This is a genomic window from Streptomyces sp. NPDC008092, assembly GCF_042957285.1.
In the GTDB taxonomy this organism is placed as follows: domain Bacteria; phylum Actinomycetota; class Actinomycetes; order Streptomycetales; family Streptomycetaceae; genus Streptomyces.
This window is the reverse complement of the sequence record NZ_JBIBHY010000010.1, coordinates 82,531-103,880: the sequence shown is the minus strand read 5'-3', so window position 1 is coordinate 103,880 and position 21,350 is coordinate 82,531. Positions and strand designations below refer to the sequence as shown.

Here is a 21,350-nt window from a genome sequence, read left to right as displayed (position 1 = left end):
CATAATGGCTTGTGAATGTGAATGCATTCACAAGCGCGTCCCGTTTGCTCCGTGATGTACGTGACAAATGGGGGCACATGCCGCTGTATCACGGCGACGTAAGGAGACTGACGACGTGGACCTGGCTCTGGCGCCGGAGACACTGGCGCGCTGGCAGTTCGGCATCACCACCGTCTATCACTTCCTGTTCGTCCCGCTGACGATCTCGCTGGCCGCCCTCACGGCCGGCCTGCAGACCGCCTGGGTGCGCACGGAGAAGGAGAAGTACCTCAGGGCGACCAAGTTCTGGGGCAAGCTCTTCCTGATCAACATCGCGATGGGTGTGGTCACCGGCATCGTGCAGGAGTTCCAGTTCGGCATGAACTGGTCCGACTACTCGCGTTTCGTCGGTGACATCTTCGGAGCCCCGCTCGCCTTCGAGGCGCTGATCGCCTTCTTCTTCGAGTCCACCTTCATCGGGCTGTGGATCTTCGGCTGGGACAAGCTGCCCAAGAAGATCCACCTGGCCTGCATATGGATGGTCTCCATCGGCACGATCCTGTCCGCGTACTTCATCCTCGCGGCCAACTCGTGGATGCAGCACCCCGTCGGCTATAAGATCGACAAGGCGAAGGGGCGGGCCGAACTCACCGACTTCTGGGCCGTCCTCACCCAGAACACCGCGCTGGCCCAGGCCTTCCACACGCTGTCCGCGTCCTTCCTGACCGGCGGGGCGTTCATGGTCGGCATCGCCGCCTTCCACCTGTTCCGCAAGAAGCACATCACCGTGATGAAGACCTCGCTGCGGCTCGGCCTGGTCACCGTGGTCATCGCCGGCATGCTCACCGCGATCAGCGGTGACACCCTCGGCAAGGTCATGTTCAAGCAGCAGCCGATGAAGATGGCCGCCGCCGAGGCCCTGTGGGACGGCCAGAAGCCGGCGCCCTTCTCGATCTTCGCCTACGGCGACGTCAGCAAGGGCCACAACACCGTCGAACTGTCCGTCCCCGGCCTGCTGTCCTTCCTGGCCGACGACAACTTCAACTCGTACGTCCCCGGCATCAACGACACCAACAAGGCCGAGCAGCAGAAGTACGGTGCCGGCGACTACCGGCCCATCATCCCCGTCACCTTCTGGGCGTTCCGCTGGATGATCGGCTTCGGCATGGCGTCCTTCGCGATCGGTCTCGCCGGACTCTGGCTGACCCGCAAGAAGTTCATGCTGCCGCAGCACCTGCGGGTCGGTGAGGACGAGGTGCCGAACCTGGTCCTCTTCAAGAACAAGGCGCTCAGCCCCAAGCTCGGCAGGCTGTACTGGCTGGTGGCGATATGGACGCTGGGCTTCCCGCTGATCGCCAACTCCTGGGGCTGGATATTCACCGAGATGGGCCGCCAGCCCTGGGTCGTCTACGGCGTCCTGCAGACCCGTGACGCGGTCTCCCCCGGTGTCTCCCAGACCGAGATCCTCATCTCGATGATCACCTTCACCGCGCTCTACGCGGTCCTGGCCGTCGTCGAGGTCAAGCTGCTCGTGAAGTACGTGAAGGCGGGCCCGCCCGAACTCACCGAGGACGATCTCAACCCGCCCACGAAGATCGGCGGCGAGGCCCGTGACGCCGACAAGCCGATGGCCTTCTCGTACTAGGCCGAGGGAGACGCAGTCATGGAACTTCACGACGTCTGGTTCGTCCTGATCGCCGTCCTGTGGACCGGCTACTTCTTCCTGGAGGGGTTCGACTTCGGGGTCGGCATCCTCACCAAGCTGCTCGCCCGGGACCGCCTGGAGAAGCGGGTGCTGATCAACACGATCGGCCCGGTCTGGGACGGCAACGAGGTGTGGCTGCTCACCGCGGGCGGTGCGACCTTCGCCGCCTTCCCCGAGTGGTACGCCACACTCTTCTCCGGCTTCTACCTGCCCCTGCTGGTCATCCTGGTCTGCCTGATCGTCCGGGGCGTCGCCTTCGAGTACCGGGCCAAGCGGCCCGAGGAGAACTGGCAGCGCAACTGGGAGACCGCGATCTTCTGGACCTCGCTGGTCCCGGCGTTCCTGTGGGGCGTGGCCTTCGGGAACATCGCGCACGGCGTGAAGATCGACCGGAACTTCGAGTACGTCGGCACCGTCTGGGACCTGTTCAACCCGTACGCCCTGCTGGGCGGACTGGTGACGCTGACCCTGTTCACCTTCCACGGCTCGGTGTTCACCGCGCTCAAGACCGTCGGCGACATCCGGGTACGGGCGCGGAAGCTGGCGACCAGGGTCGGTGTCCTCGCTGCCGCACTGGCACTGGCCTTCCTGCTGTGGACCCAGGCCGACAGCGGTGACGGCAAGAGCCTGGTGGCCCTGATCGTGGCGGTTGCCGCACTGGTGGCCGCCCTCGGAGCCAATCTGCGGGGCCGCGAGGGATGGGCGTTCGCCCTGTCCGGTGTGACCATCGTGGCCGCCGTGGCGATGCTCTTCCTGTCGCTCTTCCCGAACGTCATGCCGTCGTCGCTCAACGGGGACTGGAGCCTCACGGTCACCAACGCCTCGTCGAGTCCCTACACCCTGAAGATCATGACGTGGCTCGCGGCGATCGCCACACCGCTCGTCCTGCTCTACCAGGGGTGGACCTACTGGGTGTTCCGCAAGCGGATCGGTACGCAGCACATCGCGACCGAAGCCGCGCACTGAGTCCGAGGTTGGGGGTGTTTCACGTGAAACACCCCCAACCAGGCCGAAGGGCATGTTTCACGTGAAACCAATTGATCCCCGTCTGCTGCGTTACGCCCGCGCCACCCGCCTCTTCCTGGTGGCCGTCGTCGGTCTCGGTGTCGTAGGCGCCGGGCTGGTCATCGCCCAGGCCATGCTGATCGCCGAAGTGGTCGTCGGCGCCTTCCAGCACGGTCACTCCGTCTCCGAACTCCGCACCCCCTTGCTGCTGCTGGCGGCCGTGGCCGTCGGCCGGGCGCTGGTCTCCTGGCTCACCGAACTCGCCGCACACCGGGCGAGCGCCGCGGTCAAGTCCGAGCTGCGAGGCCGGCTCCTCGACCGGGCGGTGGCGCTCGGTCCCGGCTGGCTGGGCGGACAGCGGACCGGTTCGCTGGTCACCCTCGCCACGCGCGGTGTCGACGCCCTCGACGACTACTTCTCGCGCTACCTGCCGCAGTTGGGACTGGCCGTGGTCGTGCCGGTCGCGGTGCTGGCGCGGATCGTCACCGAGGACTGGGTGTCCGCGGCGATCATCGTGGGAACCCTGCCGCTGATACCGCTCTTCATGGTCCTGATCGGCTGGGCCACCCAGTCCCGGACGGACCGTCAGTGGCGGTTGCTGTCCCGGCTCTCCGGTCACTTCCTGGACGTGGTCGCCGGACTGCCGACGCTGAAGGTGTTCGGCCGGGCCAAGGCACAGGCCGAGTCCATCCGCCGGATCACCGGCGAGTACCGGCAGGCGACCATGCGGACCCTGCGGATCGCCTTCCTCTCCTCGTTCGCGCTGGAACTGCTCGCCACGCTGTCGGTGGCGCTGGTCGCCGTGACCATCGGCATGCGGCTCGTCCACGGCGACATGGACCTGTACATCGGGCTGGTCATCCTGGTGCTGGCGCCCGAGGCGTATCTGCCGTTGCGGCAGGTGGGCGCCCAGTTCCACGCGGCGGCGGAGGGGCTGGCGGCCGCGGAGGAGATCTTCGCGGTGCTGGAGACGCCGGTGCCGGCGTCCGGGACGGGTGCGGTGCCTTCCGGTGCCGCCCTGGCCTTCGAGGGGGTGACGGTCCGCTACCCGGGGCGCTCGGCGGACGCCGTGACCGACGCGTCCTTCACGGTCGGACCCGGGGAGACCGTCGCGCTGGTCGGCCCGAGCGGTGTGGGCAAGTCGACGCTGCTCAACGTCCTGTTGGGGTTCGTGCGGCCGGCGCGGGGGCGGGTACGGATCGGGGACGCCGATCTCGCCGACGTCGACCTGACGGAGTGGCGGTCGCGGATCGCGTGGGTGCCGCAGCGGCCGCATCTGTACGCCGCGACGATCGCCGAGAACGTACGGCTCGCGCGTCCCGACGCGGACGACGACGCCGTCCGGGGGGCGTTGCGGGACGCCGGGGCGCTGGAGTTCGTGGATGCGCTGCCGGAAGGAGCGGAGACGGTTCTCGGCGAGGACGGGGCCGGGCTGTCCGCGGGGCAGCGGCAGCGGCTGGCGCTGGCGCGGGCGTTTCTGGCCGACCGGCCTGTGCTGTTGCTGGACGAGCCGACGGCTGCGCTGGACGGGGTGACCGAGGGGGAGGTCGTGGCGGCGGTACGGAGGCTCTCCGCGGGGCGCACCGTGCTGCTGGTGGTGCATCGGCCGGCGCTGCTGTCGGTGGCGGACCGGGTGGTGCGGCTCTCCGGCAGCGAGGCTCCCAGGGGGCTCCGCCCCCTGGACCCCCAGAACCTTTGCCCACCCACCACCCGACTCGGTCAGTTGGAAAGCGAGGTCGCGGAGGGACTGCTCGGTCGGTCGGAAGGTGAGGGTGCGGGGCGGCTCGGTGGGTCGGTAAGCGGGGGTATGGGGTGGCTCGGGGAGTTGGATGGTGGGCGGGCGGGGGTGTTCACGGGGGGTGTAGGTGGCGCCGTGGACTCGGTTGCTGTGCGGGGCCGGGGGGTTCTCGGGCGGGTGCGTGCTGCCTCCGGGGCCCGGCGGGGGCGGTTGCTGCTCGCGCTTGTGCTGGGGGCCCTTGCGCTCGGCAGCGCTGTCGGGCTGATGGCGACCTCCGGATGGTTGATCTCGCGGGCCTCACAGCAGCCGCCGGTGCTGTACCTGATGGTCGCCGTGACGGCCACACGGGCGTTCGGGATCGGGCGGGCCGTGTTCCGGTACGGCGAGCGGCTGGTGTCGCACGACGCGGTGCTGCGGATGCTGGCCGATACGCGGGTCGCCGTGTACCGGCGGTTGGAGCGGCTCGCGCCTGCCGGACTGCGGACGACCAGGCGGGGCGATCTGCTCAGCCGCATGGTCGCCGATGTGGACACCCTGCAGGACTACTGGCTGCGCTGGCTGCTTCCCGTCGGGGCCGCGCTGACGGTGTCCGCCGGCGCCGTGGGCTTCACGGCCTGGCTGCTGCCCGAGGCCGGGGCCGCGCTCGCGGTGGGGCTGCTGGCGGCCGGTGTCGGCGTTCCGCTGGTGACCTCGGCCGTGGCCCGGCGCGCCGAGCACCGGCTGGCACCCGCCCGCGGGCTGCTCGCCACCCGGGTGACCGACCTGCTGACAGGCACCGCCGAACTGACCGTCGCAGGCGCACTGCCGGCCCGCACCGACGAGGCCCGGCGGGCCGACGGCACGCTCACCCGGATCGCCTCGCGAGGTGCTACGGCCACCGCACTCGGTGACGGGCTGACCGCACTGCTGACCGGCCTGACCGTCGTGGCCGCCGCGCTGCTGGGGGCCCAGGGGGTCGCCGACGGGCGGCTGAGCGGGGTGGCGATGGCGGTCGTCGTGCTCACCCCGCTGGCCGCCTTCGAGGCCGTACTGGGGCTGCCGCTGGCCGTGCGGCACCGCCGGCGGGTGCGCAGGAGCGCTGAGCGCATCTACGAGGTGCTGGACGCGCCCGAGCCCGTGCGGGAGCCGGAGCGGCCGCGGCAGGCGCCCGCCACGCCCTTCCCCGTCGTACTGAAGGGGCTGACCGCTCGGTACCCGGGGCAGCCGCGGGACGCGCTCGGCGGGCTCGACCTCACCCTGCACGAGGGGCGCAGGGTCGCCGTGGTCGGTGCCTCCGGCGCCGGCAAGTCCACCCTCGCCCAGGTCCTGCTGCGGTTCCTCGACCCGGGCGCGGGCTCCTACACGCTCGCCGGTGTGGACGCGTACGGCCTGGACAGCGACGACGTACGGCGGCTCGTCGGGCTGTGCGCCCAGGACGCGCACCTCTTCGACAGTTCCGTGCGCGAGAACCTGCTGCTTGCCCGGAAGGGCGCGACCGAGGAGGACCTGCGGGACGCGCTCAGCCGAGCCCGGCTGCTCGACTGGGTGGACGGGCTCCCCGACGGGCTCGACACCCTGGTCGGTGAGCACGGGGCGCGGCTGTCCGGCGGGCAGCGGCAGCGGCTGGCGCTGGCCAGGGCACTGCTCGCCGACTTCCCGGTGCTCGTGCTGGACGAGCCTGCCGAGCATCTCGACCTGCCCACGGCCGACGCGCTCACCGCGGACCTGCTGGCCGCCACCGAGGGCCGTACCACGCTGCTCATCACGCACCGGCTGGCGGGTCTGGAGGCCGTGGACGAGGTGATCGTCCTCGACGACGGCAGGGTGGTGCAGCGCGGGAGCTACCCGGAACTGGCCGCCGTGGCCGGACCGTTGCGCGCGATGGCGGAGCGGGAGGCGGCGGCGGAGTCGCTGGTGGGGGCGCGGTAGTCCGGCGCGGCGGACCGTCTCAGGCGCGGGCGGCCAGCAGCTGCTCGATCACAACGGCCACCCCGTCCTCGTTGTTGGCGGCCGTGCGGCCGGAGGCGGCGGCGACCGCGGCGGGGTGGGCGTTGCCCATGGCGTACGACTGGCCGGCCCAGGTCAGCATCTCGACGTCGTTGGGCATGTCCCCGAAGGCGACGACCTCCGTGCGCGAGATGCCGCGCTCGGCGCACTCCAGGGCGAGCGTGCTGGCCTTGGAGACGCCCGGCCCGCTGATCTCCAGCAGGGCGCTGGGGCTGGACCGGGTGACGGTGGCGCGCTCGCCGATGGCGAGGCGGGCGAGGGTGAGGAAGGCGTCGGGGTCGAGGTCGGGGTGGTAGGCGAGGATCTTGAGCACGGGCTCGCCGGCCATCGGACCGTCGGCCGCGAGGATCTCCTCGGCGGCGAGCAGGTGGTCCGGTATCTCCAGGTGCAGCTTGGGATAGGCCGGTTCCTGGTGGAAGCCGTACGTCTGCTCGATCGCGTACACGGTGCCGGGCGCGGCCTCGCGCAGCAGCCGTACCGCGTCCAGCGCGTTCTCCCGGGCCAGGTCGCGCACCTTCACGAAGCGGTGGGCACCGGGGCCGCCGTGCAGGTCGACCACGGCCGCGCCGTTGCCGCAGATCGCCAGGCCGTGGCCGTGGACGTGGTCGCTGACGACGTCCATCCAGCGGGCCGGGCGGCCGGTGACGAAGAAGACCTCGACACCCGCCTCCTCGGCGGCGGCCAGCGCGGCGACCGTCCTCGGGGAGACCGACTTGTCGTCGCGCAGCAGGGTGCCGTCGAGATCGGTGGCGATCAGCCGGGGCGGGGTCGCGAAGGCAGGGGTCTCGGGCTGTCGGGTCGCTGAGGTCACCGGGCCATTCTCGCGCATATGCCCGCACGGCCGTGCGGCCGGGCGCACAGATGAGACACAGACGACTCGGAACCGTCCTCGGCCGCGTCTCAGCCGAGTTGGGCCAGGGCCTCCATGGCGATCTGCTCGAAGACCTTCTGCTCGGCCGCGAAGTCCGAGTCCGGGATGGGCCAGTGGATCACCAACTCGGTGAAGCCCAGCTCCCGGTGGCGGCCGGCGAAGTCCACGAAGGCGTCCAGGGACTCCAGGGGGCGGCCACGGTCCGGGGTGAACCCGGTGAGCAGGACCTTGTCCAGCTCCGTCACGTCCCGGCCGATCGCCGTGCAGGCCTCGGCGAGCTTCCCCAGCTGTCCGCGGAGCGCCTCGACCGACTGCTCGGGCGTGCCGTTCTCGTACAGCTTCGGGTCGCCGGTGGTCACCCACGCCTGGCCGTGCCGCGCGGCCAGCCTCAGTCCGCGCGGGCCGGTGGCCGCGACCGCGAAGGGCAGCCGGGGCCGCTGCACACAGCCCGGAATGTCACGCGCCTCGTGGGCCGAGTAGAACGTGCCTTCGTACGTCACGGAGTCCTCGGTGAGCAGCCGGTCGAGCAACGGCACGAACTCGGCGAACCGGTCGGCGCGCTCGCGCGGGGTCCACGGCTCCTGGCCCAGCGCGGTGGCGTCGAAGCCGTTGCCGCCCGCGCCGATACCGAGGGTGACGCGGCCGCCGGAGATGTCGTCGAGGGAGATCAGCTCCTTGGCGAGGGGCACCGGGTGCCGGAAGTTCGGCGAGGTGACCAGCGTGCCGAGGCGCAGTCGGTCGGTGACGGAGGCGGCTGCGGTCAGCGTCGGGATCGCCCCGAACCACGGGCCGTCCCGGAAGCTGCGCCAGGACAGGTGGTCGTAGGTGTACGCGGTGTGGAAGCCCAGCTCCTCCGCGCGCGTCCAGGCGGCACGGCCACCCTCGCTCCAGCGGCGGTACGGGAGGATCACGGTGCTCAGGCGCAGACTCATGCGTCCGAGACTAAGGGGACCCTCCGGCAACGGCCGAAACGGTCACCGTATGCGGCTGCCCAGCCACGGCGTGAGCAGGTGCGCGGCGAGGTGTTCCTTGTACGTGCGGTCCCCGGCCAGCGGCACGACCAGGGTGGCCGCCGGTGGGAAGCGGCGGGCCCGGACATGGGCCAGGCCGCCGAAGACGGAGTGCAGGAAGGCGATCACGTCGTCGCGCGGGACGTCGTGGAAGTCCACGCCCTCGACGGTGATCAGCGCGTCGTCCTCCGGGAAGAGCCGCACGCTCACCCGGGGCAGGCCGCCGAACTCGGCGTACGCCTCGTGCGGCAGCGAACCGTCCGGGTCCGTGGTGACACCGAAACCGGCCGCGCTGCGCCGCGAGGTCTGGTCGGCGCCGATGTCGTGCGTGACCTCGATCTCGCGTCCGTGCTCGGCGGCGATCGCACGGAGCGCGCCGACGGCCGCCTCGGTGGTCGGCAGGTGCGCTCGGTGGTTGCGGTGCTCCTGGTACTCCGAATGGTCCATACCACTCATCATGCCGGGGTCAGTGCGGATCGGGGAAGCGCAGGTAGCGCGGCGGTACGGCCTGGGTCAGCCACACCCCGTTCGCGCTGATGTGGAAGACGTGCCCGTCCCGGTGCATCGCGCCCGCGTCCACCGACAGCACCACGGGCCGCCCGCGCCGGGCGCCCACCCGCGTCGCGGTCTCCCGGTCCGCCGACAGATGCACGTCGTGCCTGTTCATCGGCCTCAGGCCCTCGCTCCGGATCGCGTCCAGATTCCTCGCGACGGTGCCGTGGTAGAGATACGGCGGCGGGGTCGCCGGGGGCAGGCCGAGGTCGACGTCGATACTGTGGCCCTGGCTGGCGCGGATCCGGGTGCCGTCGATCGCGAACCGCTGTTTGTCGTTGGCGGCGACGACGTGGTCCAGTTCCTCGCGGGTGACCGGGAAACCGTGCGCCGCGGCCGCCGCGAGCAGCGTGTCGATCTCCACCCAGCCCGCGTCGTCCAGGCTGAGCCCGATGCGTTCGGGCTGGTGGCGCAGGTGTTTCGAGAGGTACTTCGACACCTTCACGGTGCGCCGCTCGTCCTGTGCTCCTTCGTTGTGTCTCGCGTTCATGCCACCAGGGTGCCGGGCGAGACGTGGATCACGCAGATATTTTTCGCCGCAGGTTTGATCCACAACCAAGTGCGGTTATCCACAAGGAAATTGGCCGAGTTGTGGACAAGTGCTGGGCAGTTCAGGGTGTTTCGTCAAGATCGTTAACAGGGACGTGATGTGCGGAGAGCGCGTCCAAACGCCGGGCCCGGACCTCGCGTTCGGCGGCGGTCGCGACGAACTCGGCGATGCGGTCCGGGCCAACGAGCCGCCGTACGGCCTGAATCGTGTCGGCGGGGAGGGACACGGGACGCGTCTCGTCCGGGGTTTTCGGCTGCTCCCCCGCACCGAGTCGCCGACGCACCTCGCGAGTCGCGAACAGGCGCATGGCACGGGCCAGTTCGGCGTCCACCGTCTGCTGGGCCAGGGGGCGCAGCCGGCGTACCAGCGAGGCCGCTTCGGCCGCGCCGGCGTCGGTGCGGTGGTCCGGGTCGTCGAGGTAGCGGGCGAAGACGTGCTCGGTGGTGAACTCCAGGAAACGGGCCGCGATGTGCTCGACCTGCACCCTCAACTCCCTCAGGTGCCCGGCGATCGCGGAGAGGGGGACGCCCGCCGCGTACAACTCCGCTGCCACGGCCAGCTCCTGGGGGCTGGGGACGAGGAAGGAGTCGGGGTCGCCGTCCACCGGCTCCAGTACGCCGAGTGCCACGGCCTCGGCGACGGCCGTGTCGTCGGGGGTGCCGCCGAAGCGGGCGTCGAGATCGGCGCGGGACAGGCGCACCGGTTCCTCGTCGGTCCAGGGGCCCTCGGCCTCGGTGACCAGCCCCAGGACGCCGGCCAGGCCGCGGCCGGTGTCCCAGGCGTCGAGCAACTCCTTGATGGAGGCGAGGGTGTAGCCGCGGGCGAGGAGGTCGGCGATCTGGTGGAGGCGGGTGAGGTGGGCGTCGGAGTAGAGGTTGGCGCGGCCCTGGCGTTCGGGGCGGGGGAGGAGGCCTTTGTCCTGGTAGGCGCGGATGGTTCGGACGGTGGTGCGGGAGAGGTGGGCCAGGTCCTCTATGCGGTAGGAGGGGGTGGCCGGGGGGTCGGTCATGTGGGGGTTCCTTGGCTGGTGCGGGTGGGTGGGGCCGGGGCGGGGTGGGGGCGCTTACCGGCGCTGGCAGGGTGCCTCCCCCAGCCTTCGGCCGGGGGGACCCCCAGCGCCCACCCGTGCCGCCCTGCGGCACGCCTGCCCGCAGCTACGTTTTCTGGGGGCGCGGGGAACTGCGCGATCAGCCCCCGCGTACCCGCAGTTGGATCACGGACCTGGTTGGACCACGGCCCGCTACAACTTCGGCTCCACCCGCGCGAGCCTCCTCAACACCCCCGGTGCCACCCGCGAAAGCCACCTCGCGCCTCTTGCCTCCGGTGTCACCGGTACCACCGCGCGGTTGTGTTCCACCGCCTCCAGGATCGCCGAAGCCACCTTCTCCGGCGGGTAGTTGCGCATGCCGTACAGCCGGGCCGACCGCTGCTGCCGTCGGCGTTCCTCCTCCTCGTCGACCCCCGTGAAACGGGCCGTGGAGGTGATGTTGGTGTTGATGAGCCCGGGGCAGATCGCCGTCACCCCGATGCGCTGGGCGGCCAGTTCGGCGCGCAGGCACTCGGAGAGCATGAGGACGGCCGCCTTGGAGGTGCTGTAGGCAGGCAGGGCGCGGGAGGGCTGGTAGGCCGCCGCCGACGCGATGTTGACGATGTGGCCGCCCTGGGCGCGGTTCGCCATGCGGGCCCCGAAGAGGCGGCAACCGTGGATCACGCCCCAGAGGTTGACGTCCAGGACCCGCCGCCAGTCCTCCGTCGTCGTGGTGAAGAAGGAGCCGGACAGGCCGATGCCCGCGTTGTTGACCAGCACGTCCAGGACGCCGTACTCGCGGTGGACCTTCTCCGCGAGCTTCTCCATGGCCTGCTCGTCGGAGACGTCGGCCGTCTCCGCCCACGCGTCCGCCGCGCCGACCAGCCGGGACAGCTCGGCGGTGCGGGCCGCCGCCTCCGCGTCCCGGTCGACCGCCACCACGCGCGCGCCCGCCTCCGCGAACGCGAACGCCGTCGCCCGTCCGATGCCGCTGCCCGCGCCGGTGACCAGGACCAACTGGCCCCCGAACCTTTGGGCATGGCGGTCGGCGGGCTTCGGCTCAGCGCTTCGGCCGTCCTCCACCGATGTCACGAACTCCTCGATCCAGGACGCCACCTGGTCCGGCCGGGTGCGCGGGATCCAGTGCTTGTCCGGCAGGGTGCGGCGGGTGAGCCGGGGCACCCAGCGCTCCAGGTCGTCGTACAGCCGCTCGGAGAGGAACGCGTCGCCGAGGGGCGTGATGAGCTGCACGGGCGCGTGCGCGTACGCGTCCTCGCGCGGGCGGCGCAGCCGGGGCCGTACGTTGTCGCGGTACAGCCAGGCGCCGTGTGCCGCGTCGGAGGGCAGGGAGGACGTGGGGTAGTCCCCCGGGGGGAGCTTCTCGGCCCGCTCCAGGATTCTCGGCCAGGCCTTGCCGAGGGGGCCGCGCCAGGCCAGTTCGGGCAGGGCGGGGGTGTGCAGCATGTACACGTACCAGGACTTGGCGCCCTGGCCGAGGAGCTGGCCCACCCGGCGGGGGGTCGGGCGCCGCACGCGCGCGTTGATCCAGTGCCCGAAGTGGTCCAGGGACGGCCCGGACATCGACGTGAAGGAGGCGATACGGCCCTCGGTGCGTCCCACCGTGGCGAACTCCCAGGACTGCACCGAGCCCCAGTCGTGGCCGACGAGGTGCACCGGGCGGTCCGGGCTGACCTCGTCGATCACCGCCAGGAAGTCGTCCGTGAGCTTGGCGAGGGTGAAGCCGCCGCGCAGGGGTTTCGGGGCGGTGGAGCGGCCGTGGCCGCGGACGTCGTACAGGACGACGTGGAAACGGCCGGCGAGCCGGGCCGCGACCTCGGACCAGACCTCCTTGCTGTCCGGGTAGCCGTGGACGAGGACGACCGTGGGGTCCGCCGGGTCGCCCAGCTCCGCCACGCACAGGTCGACCCCGCCCGTGCGCACCCGGCGCTCGCGTGCGCCTTCGATCCCGGTCACTTGTCCTCCGCCCAGCGCCGCACGTGCGGCAGATCGTTGTCCAGCCAGAAGGCGCTCTGCTCGGGGTCCCGGGAGTCGGTGACCACGAGGATCTCCTCGAACTTGGCGCCCGTACCGCGGAAGCCGAGGTGTGGTTCGACCGCCCACAGGCCCGGCTGCGGCGGGTGGTCGGAGAAGCGGTACGGCGACCACAGGGGCGACCAGCCCTCGCGGTGGCCGTGCAGGGCGTCCGCCGCCAGGCCCTTCAGGGACTGGGTGCCGAACCCGAAGAGGTGCGGTGACCAGCGGCGCTGCTTCACCCGGTCCACCTTGTGGGCGATCACCCCGAAGGGGTACGCGCGGTGCCGGTTGGCGTAGCCCTGGCGGACCATGAGGCGGTCCACGTCCTCGTAGATCTCGCGCAGCGGGCGCCGTTCGCGCACCTCGCGCAGGATCAGCTCCCGGTGCGCCTCCAGGTCGGCCATCAGCCGGTCCTGCACGGGGTTGGGCCCGAGGGAGCCGGAGTAGCCGATGTCGGCCGTGTACCCCTCGTACACCGGGGCCAGGTCCAGGATGAACGGCATGCCGGGCGCGAGCCGGCGGTCGGTCGGGAAGAACTGCAGCGGTATGCGGAAGTCCGTGAACGCCGTGCGGTCGCCGAACCAGGCGAAGGGGAGGTGGAACCAGTCCCGTACGCCCCGCGCGCGCAGCCACTCGCGCTGCATCCGGGCCGCCTCGCGCTCGGTGATCCCCGGCTCCAGCCGGGCGGCGACCGCCTCCGCGCACTCGTACGCGAGCTGCTGCACCCGCCGGAAACCCCTGAGCTCCGTGGCGCGTTCTTCCTTCGATGCCACTGCCGAAACCACTGCCGTCGTCATCCGCCCCGTCCCGTCCCCGTCTCCGTCGACTGCGGTACGTGCCCGTAACTTGACACTGGTGAATGTGACAGTTGTTAGAGGCGACGTCAATAGCGAGGGCGAGGCCTGTGGATAACTCTGCGTAGCTCTCAGGCAGGGGATCCCCTAGGGCCCCGTAATACTCGAGAGTGATGTGAAGACGGCTCCAAGGTCTGACGACCCCAGTGGCGCGGGTCACTACCTTCTATGGCGTGACTGTGATCGCGACCGAAAGCCTGAGCAAGCGGTTCCCCCGGGTGACCGCGCTCGACCGGCTGTCCGTGGACATCGGACCCGGTGTGACCGGACTCGTCGGAGCCAACGGCGCCGGCAAGTCCACCCTGATCAAGATCCTGCTGGGTCTGTCCCCTGCGACCGAGGGCCGCGCCGAAGTGCTCGGCCTCGACGTCGCGACCAAGGGCGCCGCCATCCGCGAGCGCGTGGGCTACATGCCGGAGCACGACTGCCTGCCGCCCGACGTCTCGGCCACCGAGTTCGTCGTGCACATGGCCCGCATGTCCGGCCTGCCGCCCGCCGCCGCCCGCGAGCGCACCGCCGACACCCTGCGCCACGTCGGGCTCTACGAGGAGCGGTACCGCCCCATCGGCGGCTACTCGACCGGCATGAAGCAGCGCGTGAAGCTCGCCCAGGCCCTGGTGCACGACCCGCAGCTGGTCTTCCTCGACGAGCCGACCAACGGCCTCGACCCGGTCGGCCGCGACGAGATGCTCGGCCTGATCCGCCGCATCCACACCGACTTCGGCATCTCGGTCCTGGTCACCTCGCACCTGCTCGGCGAACTGGAACGCACCTGCGACCACGTGGTCGTCGTAGACGGCGGCAAGCTGCTGCGCTCCAGCTCCACCACCGACTTCACGCAGTCCACGACCACCCTCGCCATCGAGGTCACCGACAGCGACGAGCACCCGGACGGCACCCGCGCGGTCCGCGACGCGCTCCACGCGCGCGGGGTGGAGACGGACAACGAGGGCGGCGGCCTCCCCGGCGCCGGCCACATCCTGCTGCTCACCGCCCAGGGAGAGGAGACGTACGACCTCGTGCGCGACGTCGTCGCCGACCTCGGCCTCGGCCTGGTGCGCATGGAGCAGCGCCGGCACCACATCTCCGAGGTCTTCACCAGCGACGACGAGCAGCGGAAGGAGGCGGCCGTCCATGGCGGTTGAGCAGCCCCTGGCCACCCCGGCGGGTGACCAGTCCCGGATCCACGACATCGGCTATCGCGGCTACGACGGCCCGCGCCTGGGCCGCGCGTACGCCCGGCTGTCCCTCTACTCGCAGACCCTGCGCGGCTCCTACGGCCTCGGCCGCTCGGTGAAGTCCAAGGTGCTGCCGATGCTGCTGTTCGCGGTGATGTGCGTGCCGGCGGCCATCATGGTCGCCGTCGCCGTCGCCACCAAGGCGCACGACCTGCCGGTGACCTACACGCGGTACGCGATCATCATGCAGGCCGTCATCAGCCTGTACGTCGCCTCGCAGGCACCCCAGGCCGTCTCCCGCGACCTGCGCTTCAAGACCATCCCGCTGTACTTCTCGCGGCCCATCGAGACCGCCGACTACGTCCAGGCCAAGTTCGCGGCCCTGGCCTCCGCGATGTTCATCCTGACCGGCGCCCCGCTGGTCGTGCTGTACGTGGGCGCCCTGCTCTCCAAGATGGACTTCGCCCACCAGAGCAAGGGGTTCGGCCAGGGACTGGTGTCGGTGGCCCTGCTGTCCCTCCTCTTCGCCGGCATCGGCCTGGTCATCGCGTCGGTCACCCCGCGCCGCGGCTTCGGCATCGCCGCCGTGATCGCCGTACTGACCATCTCCTACGGCGCGGTCTCCACCCTCCAGGCCATCGCCGACTCCCAGGGCAGCACCGGCGCCATCCCGTGGATCGGCCTGTTCTCGCCGGTCACCCTGATCGGCGGCCTGAGCACCGCCCTGCTCGGCGGCACCAACACCTTCCCGGGCGGCGACGGACCCTCCCACGCCCAGGGCGCGGTGTACCTGCTCGTCGTCCTCGGCCTCATCGCCGCGAGCTACGGCCTTCTGCTGCGCCGCTACAAGAAGGTGGGACTGTGACCACGCTCTCCATCGACCACGTCTCCCGCTGGTTCGGCAACGTGGTCGCCGTCAACGACATCACCATGACCATCGGCCCCGGCGTCACCGGCCTCCTCGGCCCCAACGGCGCCGGAAAGTCCACCCTCATCAACATGATGGGCGGCTTCCTCGCCCCCTCCACCGGCACGGTCACCCTCGACGGGCAGCCGACCTGGCGCAACGAGGCCATCTACAAGCACATCGGCATCGTCCCCGAGCGCGAGGCGATGTACGACTTCCTCACCGGCCGCGAATTCGTCGTCGCCAACGCCGAGTTGCACGGCCTCGGCGCCAAGGCGGCCCAGAAGGCCCTCGCCACGGTCGAGATGGAGTACGCGCAGGACCGCAGGATCTCGACGTACTCCAAGGGCATGCGCCAGCGCGTGAAGATGGCGTCCGCCCTGGTCCACGAGCCGTCGCTGCTCCTCCTCGACGAGCCCTTCAACGGCATGGACCCGCGCCAGCGCATGCAGCTCATGGAACTCCTGCGGAAGATGGGCGACGAGGGCCGCACGGTCCTCTTCTCCTCCCACATCCTCGAAGAGGTCGAGCAACTCGCCTGGCACATCGAGGTCGTGGTCGCCGGACGGCACGCGGCCAGCGGCGACTTCCGCAAGATCCGCCGCCTGATGACCGACCGCCCGCACCGCTACCTGGTCCGCTCCAGCGACGACCGCGCCCTCGCGGCCGCCCTCATCGCCGACCCCTCCACCTCGGGCATCGAAGTCGACCTCGCCGAGGGCGCACTGCGCATCCAGGCCGTCGACTTCGGCCGCTTCACCGCCCTGCTGCCCAAGGTCGCCCGCGACCACGGCATCCGGCTGCTCACGGTCTCGCCGTCCGACGAGTCCCTCGAATCCGTGTTCTCGTATCTGGTCGCGGCGTAGGAGGCCGAAGATGTACGACCCCACAGTCGCCCGGCTCACCTACCGGGCCCTGCTCGGCCGCCGTCGGGCCCTCATCCTGGGCGCGCTGCCCCTGTTGCTGATCGCGATCTCCGTCGTCGTCCGCGGCCTCGCCGGCGCCGACGACCAGACGGCCGCCGATCTGCTCGGGGGCCTCGGGCTCGCCACCATGGTGCCGATCATCGGCGTCATCGCCGGCACCGGCGCGATCGGTCCGGAGATCGACGACGGCTCGGTGGTGTACCTGCTGTCCAAGCCGATCAAACGGCCGACGATCATCCTCACCAAGCTGACCGTGGCGATCGCCGTGACGATGGTCTTCTCCGCCCTGCCGACCCTGATCGCGGGCTTCATCCTCAACGGCAACGGCCAGCAGATCGCCGTCGCCTACACGGTCGCCGCGCTGGTCGCCTCCATCGCCTACGCCGCGCTCTTCCTGCTGCTCGGCACGGTGTCGCGGCACGCGGTGGTCTTCGGGCTCGTCTACGCCCTGGTCTGGGAGGCCCTGTTCGGCTCCCTGGTCCCCGGAGCGCGGACGCTGAGCGTCCAGCAGTGGTCCCTGGCGGTCGCCCACAAGGTGACCGGCGGTGACCTGGTCACATCCGACGTCTCCCTGACGACGGGCACGGTGCTGCTGGTCGTGGTGACCGTCCTGGCGACCTGGTACGCCGGTCAGAAGCTGCGCTCGCTGACGCTGGCGGGCGAGGAGTAGACGCCCGCTTTATTGACGGGGGCTTCATCCGGGCCCGGGCACACTGGGCAAAGGGGATGTTCTGTGGAGAGGAACGGGGATGGCCGAGGGTTTCCGGGACGCCGACGCAGACTGGGACGGCGTGGCGCTGGACGAGGAGTTCATACGGTCGGCGGGGGCGGCGGAGCCGTCCGCGCGGGCGCGGATGCTGGCGGCTCGCTGGAAGGCCGAGAAACCCGAGCCGCAGCCGTGGCGTTCGGACGAGCCTCCGGCCGGGTGGTTCTTCAGCAAGGGGCGGCGCAAGTGGTGGCGCCGGTAGGCGGTTCTTCGGCTGCGGGCCGGTGGGGGCCGGTCGCGCAGTTCCTCCCCCAGCCTTCGGCCGGGGGTACCCCCAGCGCCCCTCACGGGGCGCGCTGCAGTTGACGTCAGTTAATTCGGTGGCGCCCAACTCCAGGCCAGGACACACTCGTTGCATTGCCACGAGCTGGGAGAGGAGCCGGACGATGTCCATGCACGACAGTACGTCCCGCTCCCGTCAGGGCAGCCTTCGGCGGGTCGCCGTGTAGCTGCCCGGGGCGGCCGCTTCGAGCACGCGATGGTCGCTCTCGCGTGGGCCGCCCACCCGGAGGATTGGCCGAGTGGTAAGGCACTGGCTTGCGCTGTGTTTGATGGAAAGCGAGTCATGGTCGGGCCTGGAAAGCCCGCGCACGTTCGATCCGTGCATCCTCCGCAAAACGTTGTCACTGGGACTTGGCCGACAGACAGGGCTAGGGCTGGGGCTGGTCGAGACTGCCTACGGCGGTCATCCCAGCAGGCGGTCCAACACCACCGCGATCCCGTCCTCCTCGTTGGAGGACGTCACCTCGTCGGCCACCTCGCGAAGCTCCTCGTGGGCGTTGGCCATGGCCACGCCCCGAGCCGCCCAGGCGAACATCGGGATGTCGTTCGGCATGTCGCCGAAGGCGATCGTGTCGGCGGACTTGAGGCCCAGCCGGCGCGCGGCCAGTGAGAGACCCGTCGCCTTCGAGAGACCGAGGGGCAGCAGCTCCACGATGCCCTCGCCCGCCATGGCCACCGTGACGAAGCCCCCGGCAGCCTGCCGGGCCGCTTCCGCGAGTTCGTCGTCGGACAGTTGCGGGTGCTGTATGTAGATCTTGTTCAGCGGCGCCGCCCAGAGGTCGGCGACGTCCGTGAAGGGGATCGACGGGAGATGACCCTTCACCGCGTACCCCGGCCCCACCAGCACGTCGCCGTCGAGGCCGTCACGGCTCGCCGCCAGGTACAACGGGCCGACCTCCGCCTCGATCTTCGCGAGGGCGACCCCGGCCAGCTGCCGGTCCAGGGTCACGGAGGTGAGGAGGCGGTGCGCCCCGGCGTCGTAGACCTGCGCCCCCTGGCCGCACACGGCGAGGCCCTCGTAGCCGAGGTCGTCGAGGATGTGCCGGGTCCAGGGGACCGCCCGGCCGGTGACGACGATGTGTGCGGCGCCCGCCGCGGTGGCCGCGGCGAGCGCTTCACGGGTGCGCGGGGAGACCGACTCGTCGGAGCGCAGCAGCGTCCCGTCGAGGTCGGTGGCGATCAGCCCGTAGGGGAAGCTCACCGGGACACCGGCTCCAGGACCTCCCGGCCGCCCAGGTACGGGCGCAGCACCTCGGGGACGTACACCGACCCGTCGGCCTGCTGGTGGTTCTCCAGGAGCGCCACGATGGTGCGCGGTACGGCGCACAGCGTGCCGTTGAGCGTGGCCAGCGGCTTGACCTGCTTGCCGTCGCGGACCCGGATGGACAGCCGGCGGGACTGGAACTCGGTGCAGTCCGACGTCGAGGTCAGCTCGCGGTACTTGCCCTGCGTCGGGATCCACGCCTCGCAGTCGAACTTGCGGGCGGCCGAGGCGCCGAGGTCACCGGTGGCGACGTCGATCACCCGGAACGGCAGCTCCAGCGAGGTCAGCCACTGCTTCTCCCAGGCCAGCAGACGCTGGTGCTCCGCATCCGAGTCCTCGGGCGCGACGTAGGAGAACATCTCCACCTTGTCGAACTGGTGGACGCGGAAGATGCCCTTGGTGTCCTTGCCGTGCGAGCCGGCCTCGCGGCGGAAGCAGGGCGAGAAACCGGCGTAGCGCAGCGGGAGCCGCTCGACGTCGATGATCTCGTCCATGTGGTACGCGGCCAGCGGCACCTCGGACGTGCCGACCAGGTAGAGGTCGTCCTTGTCGAGGTGGTAGACGTCCTGGGCCGCCTGGCCGAGGAAGCCGGTGCCCGCCATGGACTGCGGGCGGACCAGCGCCGGGGTCAGCATCGGCGTGAAGCCGGCCTCGGTGGCCTGGGCGATCGCCGCGTTGACGAGCGCCAGCTCAAGGAGGGCGCCGACGCCGGTCAGGAAGTAGAAGCGGGAGCCGGAGACCTTGGCGCCGCGCTCGACGTCGATCGCGCCGAGCAGCTGGCCGAGCTCCAGGTGGTCCTTGGGCTCGAAGCCCTCGGCACCGAAGTCACGGATCGTGCCGTGCGTCTCCAGGGTGACGAAGTCCTCCTCGCCGCCGACGGGCACGTCGGGGTGGACGAGGTTGCCGAGCCTGAGCAGCAGCTCGTGGGTCTCGGCGTCGGCCGCGTCGCGCTCGGCGTCGGCGGTCTTGACGTCGGCGGCGAGCTGGCCGGCCTTCTTCAGCAGCTCGGCCTTCTCGTCACCGGAGGCCTTGGGGATGAGCTTGCCCAGCGACTTCTGTTCGTTGCGCAGCTCGTCGAAGCGGACGCCGGAGGACCTGCGCCGCTCGTCGGCAGAGAGGAGGGCGTCGACGAGCGCGACGTCCTCTCCACGGGCGCGCTGGGACGCGCGCACACGGTCGGGGTCCTCACGGAGCAGGCGAAGGTCAATCACGCAGCCAAGGCTACCGGTGCGGGGTTGCCCCTCACGAATCACTATTGGTACGTGTTCCGAATCGCGGCTTACGTTCCGTTATGGGGGAATTGCCGAGCGTGTCAATAAAAAGTGCCTCACTCCCTGGGACGGGTCATGCGCGAGGCCTGCGGTTGACTGGATTCCCTTGTGGAGAGCGGGACTTGGGGGCGCGGTTGTCCACAGGGATCCGCGCCCTCGCGAGAGTTATCCACAGGGTGTGTGGACGAGGTGTGGACTTCGGGATTGATCACTCCGCGAGCAACCTGTGAAGAGAGGAATTCCCGGTTCAAACCGTGACAACACCCTCTTTCGAGTGGAAAGGCATCGCTCCAAAAGATGAACCATGGGAAACGAGTGGACGAAGGGTGATGTGGGCGAGCGGGGTCGTGCCGATGGCCCGTAGGGCGATTTGTCGACAGACTCATGCGTCGCTGTCGACTTGTCCCCAGGTCGAGATGGGCACCTGTGGATAACCCCTGTGGATAACGAAGATATGAGAGTACGACCGGTTAGAAGCGGCCGTCCTGGCAGCGCGCCACCCAGTCCGAGGCCGCGACGAACTCCTCGTCCGACGTCCCCGGCAGCGTGGGCCCCACGGTCTCGCCCGGACTGACATCCGCCCGCGGGTAGGAGCCCAGGAACCGCACCTGGCGGCAGATCCGCTTCAGCCCCATCAGTGCCTCCGCCACCCGCCGGTCGGAGATGTGGCCCTCGGCGTCGATGCAGAAGCAGTAGTTGCCGATGCCGGCGCCGGTCGGCCGGGACTGCAGCAGCATGAGGTTGATGCCCCGGGTGGCGAACTCGCCGAGCAGGTCGCGCAGCCCGCCGGGGTGGTCGTCGTTCTGCCAGAGCACCACCGAGGTCTTGTCCGCGCCGGTCGGGGCCGCGGGCCGGGCCGGGCGGCCGACCAGGACGAACCGGGTCTGCGCGTTCTCCGCGTCGTGGATCCCGGTCTCCAGGGCCTCCAGGCCGTACCGCTCGGCCGCGAACTCGCCGGCGAAGGCGGCGTCGTAACGGCCCTCCTGGACCAGGCGCGCGCCGTCCGCGTTCGAGGCGGCGGACTCCCAGACGGCGTCCGGGAGGTGGGCCCGCAGCCAGTTGCGGACCTGCGGCTGGGCGACCGGGTGGGCGGTCACCGTCTTGATCTCGGAGATCTTGGTGCCGGGGCGTACCAGCAGCGCGAAGGTGATCGACAGCAGCACCTCGCGGTAGATCATCAGCGGCTTGCCCGCGACCAGCTCGTCGAGGGTCGTGGTGACCCCGCCCTCGACGGAGTTCTCGATCGGCACGAACGCGGCCTCGGCCTCGCCGTTGCGTACGGCGTCCAGCGCGGACTGCACGGAGACGTACGGGATGAGCTCCCGGGTGGCGGCCTCCGGAAGCGTGCGCAGGGCGACTTCGGTGAAGGTGCCTTCGGGACCGAGATACGCATAGCTCGCTGGCATGTCCCTCACCCTAATGGGCGCAGGGAGACCCGGCTCACT

General features: G+C 70.5%; 18 protein-coding genes and 1 tRNA gene. 9 read left to right on the top strand and 10 right to left on the bottom strand.

Annotated elements, in window-relative coordinates; all coding sequences use genetic code 11:
- The first annotated feature begins 115 nt into the window (after nucleotides 1–115).
- The 3 genes from ACFZB3_RS30370 to cydD are packed head-to-tail and all read left to right on the top strand — an operon-like array spanning nucleotide 116 to nucleotide 6,335.
- Nucleotides 116–1,624, top strand: coding sequence for a cytochrome ubiquinol oxidase subunit I (locus ACFZB3_RS30370; RefSeq protein WP_391380847.1), 1,509 nt, complete (start codon nucleotides 116–118; stop codon nucleotides 1,622–1,624).
- Between the two features lie 18 nt (nucleotides 1,625–1,642).
- A complete protein-coding gene (gene cydB, locus ACFZB3_RS30365) occupies nucleotides 1,643–2,650 on the top strand; it encodes a cytochrome d ubiquinol oxidase subunit II (RefSeq protein ID WP_391380844.1) in 1,008 nt (335 codons plus the stop codon).
- A gap of 52 nt (nucleotides 2,651–2,702) precedes the next feature.
- Nucleotides 2,703–6,335: a thiol reductant ABC exporter subunit CydD gene (gene cydD / locus ACFZB3_RS30360; protein WP_391380841.1), complete on the top strand. Its 3,633-nt coding sequence runs from the start codon at nucleotides 2,703–2,705 to the stop codon at nucleotides 6,333–6,335.
- A 19-nt stretch (nucleotides 6,336–6,354) separates the two neighbouring features.
- Here cydD and ACFZB3_RS30355 read toward each other — a convergent pair whose 3' ends face one another.
- The 7 genes from ACFZB3_RS30355 to ACFZB3_RS30325 all read right to left on the bottom strand — a co-directional run bounded on the left by ACFZB3_RS30355 (nucleotide 6,355) and on the right by ACFZB3_RS30325 (nucleotide 13,254).
- Nucleotides 6,355–7,242 (bottom strand): HAD-IIB family hydrolase, encoded by an 888-nt coding sequence (locus ACFZB3_RS30355; RefSeq protein WP_391380839.1) that lies wholly within the window; start codon nucleotides 7,240–7,242, stop codon nucleotides 6,355–6,357.
- A gap of 71 nt (nucleotides 7,243–7,313) precedes the next feature.
- Nucleotides 7,314–8,216: an LLM class flavin-dependent oxidoreductase gene (locus tag ACFZB3_RS30350; protein ID WP_391380837.1), complete on the bottom strand. Its 903-nt coding sequence runs from the start codon at nucleotides 8,214–8,216 to the stop codon at nucleotides 7,314–7,316.
- A gap of 42 nt (nucleotides 8,217–8,258) precedes the next feature.
- The gene (locus ACFZB3_RS30345) at nucleotides 8,259–8,741 is read right to left on the bottom strand and encodes a hypothetical protein (RefSeq protein ID WP_391380833.1); all 483 of its coding nucleotides are present in this window, start codon (nucleotides 8,739–8,741) and stop codon (nucleotides 8,259–8,261) included.
- Between the two features lie 19 nt (nucleotides 8,742–8,760).
- Nucleotides 8,761–9,336 carry an RNA 2'-phosphotransferase gene (locus ACFZB3_RS30340; RefSeq protein WP_391380831.1) on the bottom strand — a complete coding sequence of 192 codons (576 nt, stop codon included), beginning with the start codon at nucleotides 9,334–9,336 and terminating at the stop codon, nucleotides 8,761–8,763.
- Between the two features lie 121 nt (nucleotides 9,337–9,457).
- Nucleotides 9,458–10,405, bottom strand: coding sequence for a MerR family transcriptional regulator (locus ACFZB3_RS30335; RefSeq protein WP_391380829.1), 948 nt, complete (start codon nucleotides 10,403–10,405; stop codon nucleotides 9,458–9,460).
- Between the two features lie 231 nt (nucleotides 10,406–10,636).
- Nucleotides 10,637–12,397 (bottom strand): SDR family oxidoreductase, encoded by a 1,761-nt coding sequence (locus tag ACFZB3_RS30330; protein WP_391380826.1) that lies wholly within the window; start codon nucleotides 12,395–12,397, stop codon nucleotides 10,637–10,639.
- The gene (locus tag ACFZB3_RS30325; protein ID WP_391380824.1) at nucleotides 12,394–13,254 is read right to left on the bottom strand and encodes a M24 family metallopeptidase; all 861 of its coding nucleotides are present in this window, start codon (nucleotides 13,252–13,254) and stop codon (nucleotides 12,394–12,396) included. Before ACFZB3_RS30325 ends, ACFZB3_RS30330 begins: the two co-directional genes overlap by 4 nt.
- 236 nt (nucleotides 13,255–13,490) lie before the next feature.
- Here ACFZB3_RS30325 and ACFZB3_RS30320 point away from each other — a divergent pair, with 236 nt between their 5' ends.
- The 6 genes from ACFZB3_RS30320 to ACFZB3_RS30295 all read left to right on the top strand — a co-directional run bounded on the left by ACFZB3_RS30320 (nucleotide 13,491) and on the right by ACFZB3_RS30295 (nucleotide 17,701).
- Nucleotides 13,491–14,456, top strand: a complete 966-nt coding sequence (locus ACFZB3_RS30320) for an ATP-binding cassette domain-containing protein (RefSeq protein ID WP_391381444.1) — start codon at nucleotides 13,491–13,493, stop codon at nucleotides 14,454–14,456.
- Nucleotides 14,446–15,354, top strand: a complete 909-nt coding sequence (locus ACFZB3_RS30315) for an ABC transporter permease subunit (protein ID WP_391380822.1) — start codon at nucleotides 14,446–14,448, stop codon at nucleotides 15,352–15,354. The genes ACFZB3_RS30320 and ACFZB3_RS30315 overlap by 11 nt, the downstream gene beginning before the upstream one ends.
- A complete protein-coding gene (locus tag ACFZB3_RS30310; protein ID WP_391380820.1) occupies nucleotides 15,351–16,262 on the top strand; it encodes an ATP-binding cassette domain-containing protein in 912 nt (303 codons plus the stop codon). The genes ACFZB3_RS30315 and ACFZB3_RS30310 overlap by 4 nt, the downstream gene beginning before the upstream one ends.
- Nucleotides 16,263–16,272: 10 nt before the next feature.
- Complete coding sequence (locus ACFZB3_RS30305) at nucleotides 16,273–16,992, top strand: ABC transporter permease subunit (protein ID WP_391380817.1); 720 nt, start codon at nucleotides 16,273–16,275, stop codon at nucleotides 16,990–16,992.
- A 79-nt stretch (nucleotides 16,993–17,071) separates the two neighbouring features.
- On the top strand, nucleotides 17,072–17,290 hold the full coding sequence (locus ACFZB3_RS30300; RefSeq protein WP_391380815.1) for a hypothetical protein: 219 nt from the start codon (nucleotides 17,072–17,074) through the stop codon (nucleotides 17,288–17,290).
- A gap of 305 nt (nucleotides 17,291–17,595) precedes the next feature.
- Nucleotides 17,596–17,701 (top strand) — tRNA-OTHER (locus ACFZB3_RS30295).
- Nucleotides 17,702–17,773: 72 nt separating this feature from the next.
- Here the strand turns inward: ACFZB3_RS30295 and ACFZB3_RS30290 are convergent.
- The 3 genes from ACFZB3_RS30290 to pheA all read right to left on the bottom strand — a co-directional run bounded on the left by ACFZB3_RS30290 (nucleotide 17,774) and on the right by pheA (nucleotide 21,311).
- A complete protein-coding gene (locus tag ACFZB3_RS30290) occupies nucleotides 17,774–18,571 on the bottom strand; it encodes a Cof-type HAD-IIB family hydrolase (protein WP_391380813.1) in 798 nt (265 codons plus the stop codon).
- Nucleotides 18,568–19,845 (bottom strand): serine--tRNA ligase, encoded by a 1,278-nt coding sequence (gene serS / locus ACFZB3_RS30285; RefSeq protein ID WP_391380811.1) that lies wholly within the window; start codon nucleotides 19,843–19,845, stop codon nucleotides 18,568–18,570. The genes ACFZB3_RS30290 and serS overlap by 4 nt, the downstream gene beginning before the upstream one ends.
- Nucleotides 19,846–20,375: 530 nt before the next feature.
- A complete protein-coding gene (pheA, locus tag ACFZB3_RS30280; RefSeq protein ID WP_391380809.1) occupies nucleotides 20,376–21,311 on the bottom strand; it encodes a prephenate dehydratase in 936 nt (311 codons plus the stop codon).
- Between the last annotated feature and the right edge of the window lie 39 nt (nucleotides 21,312–21,350).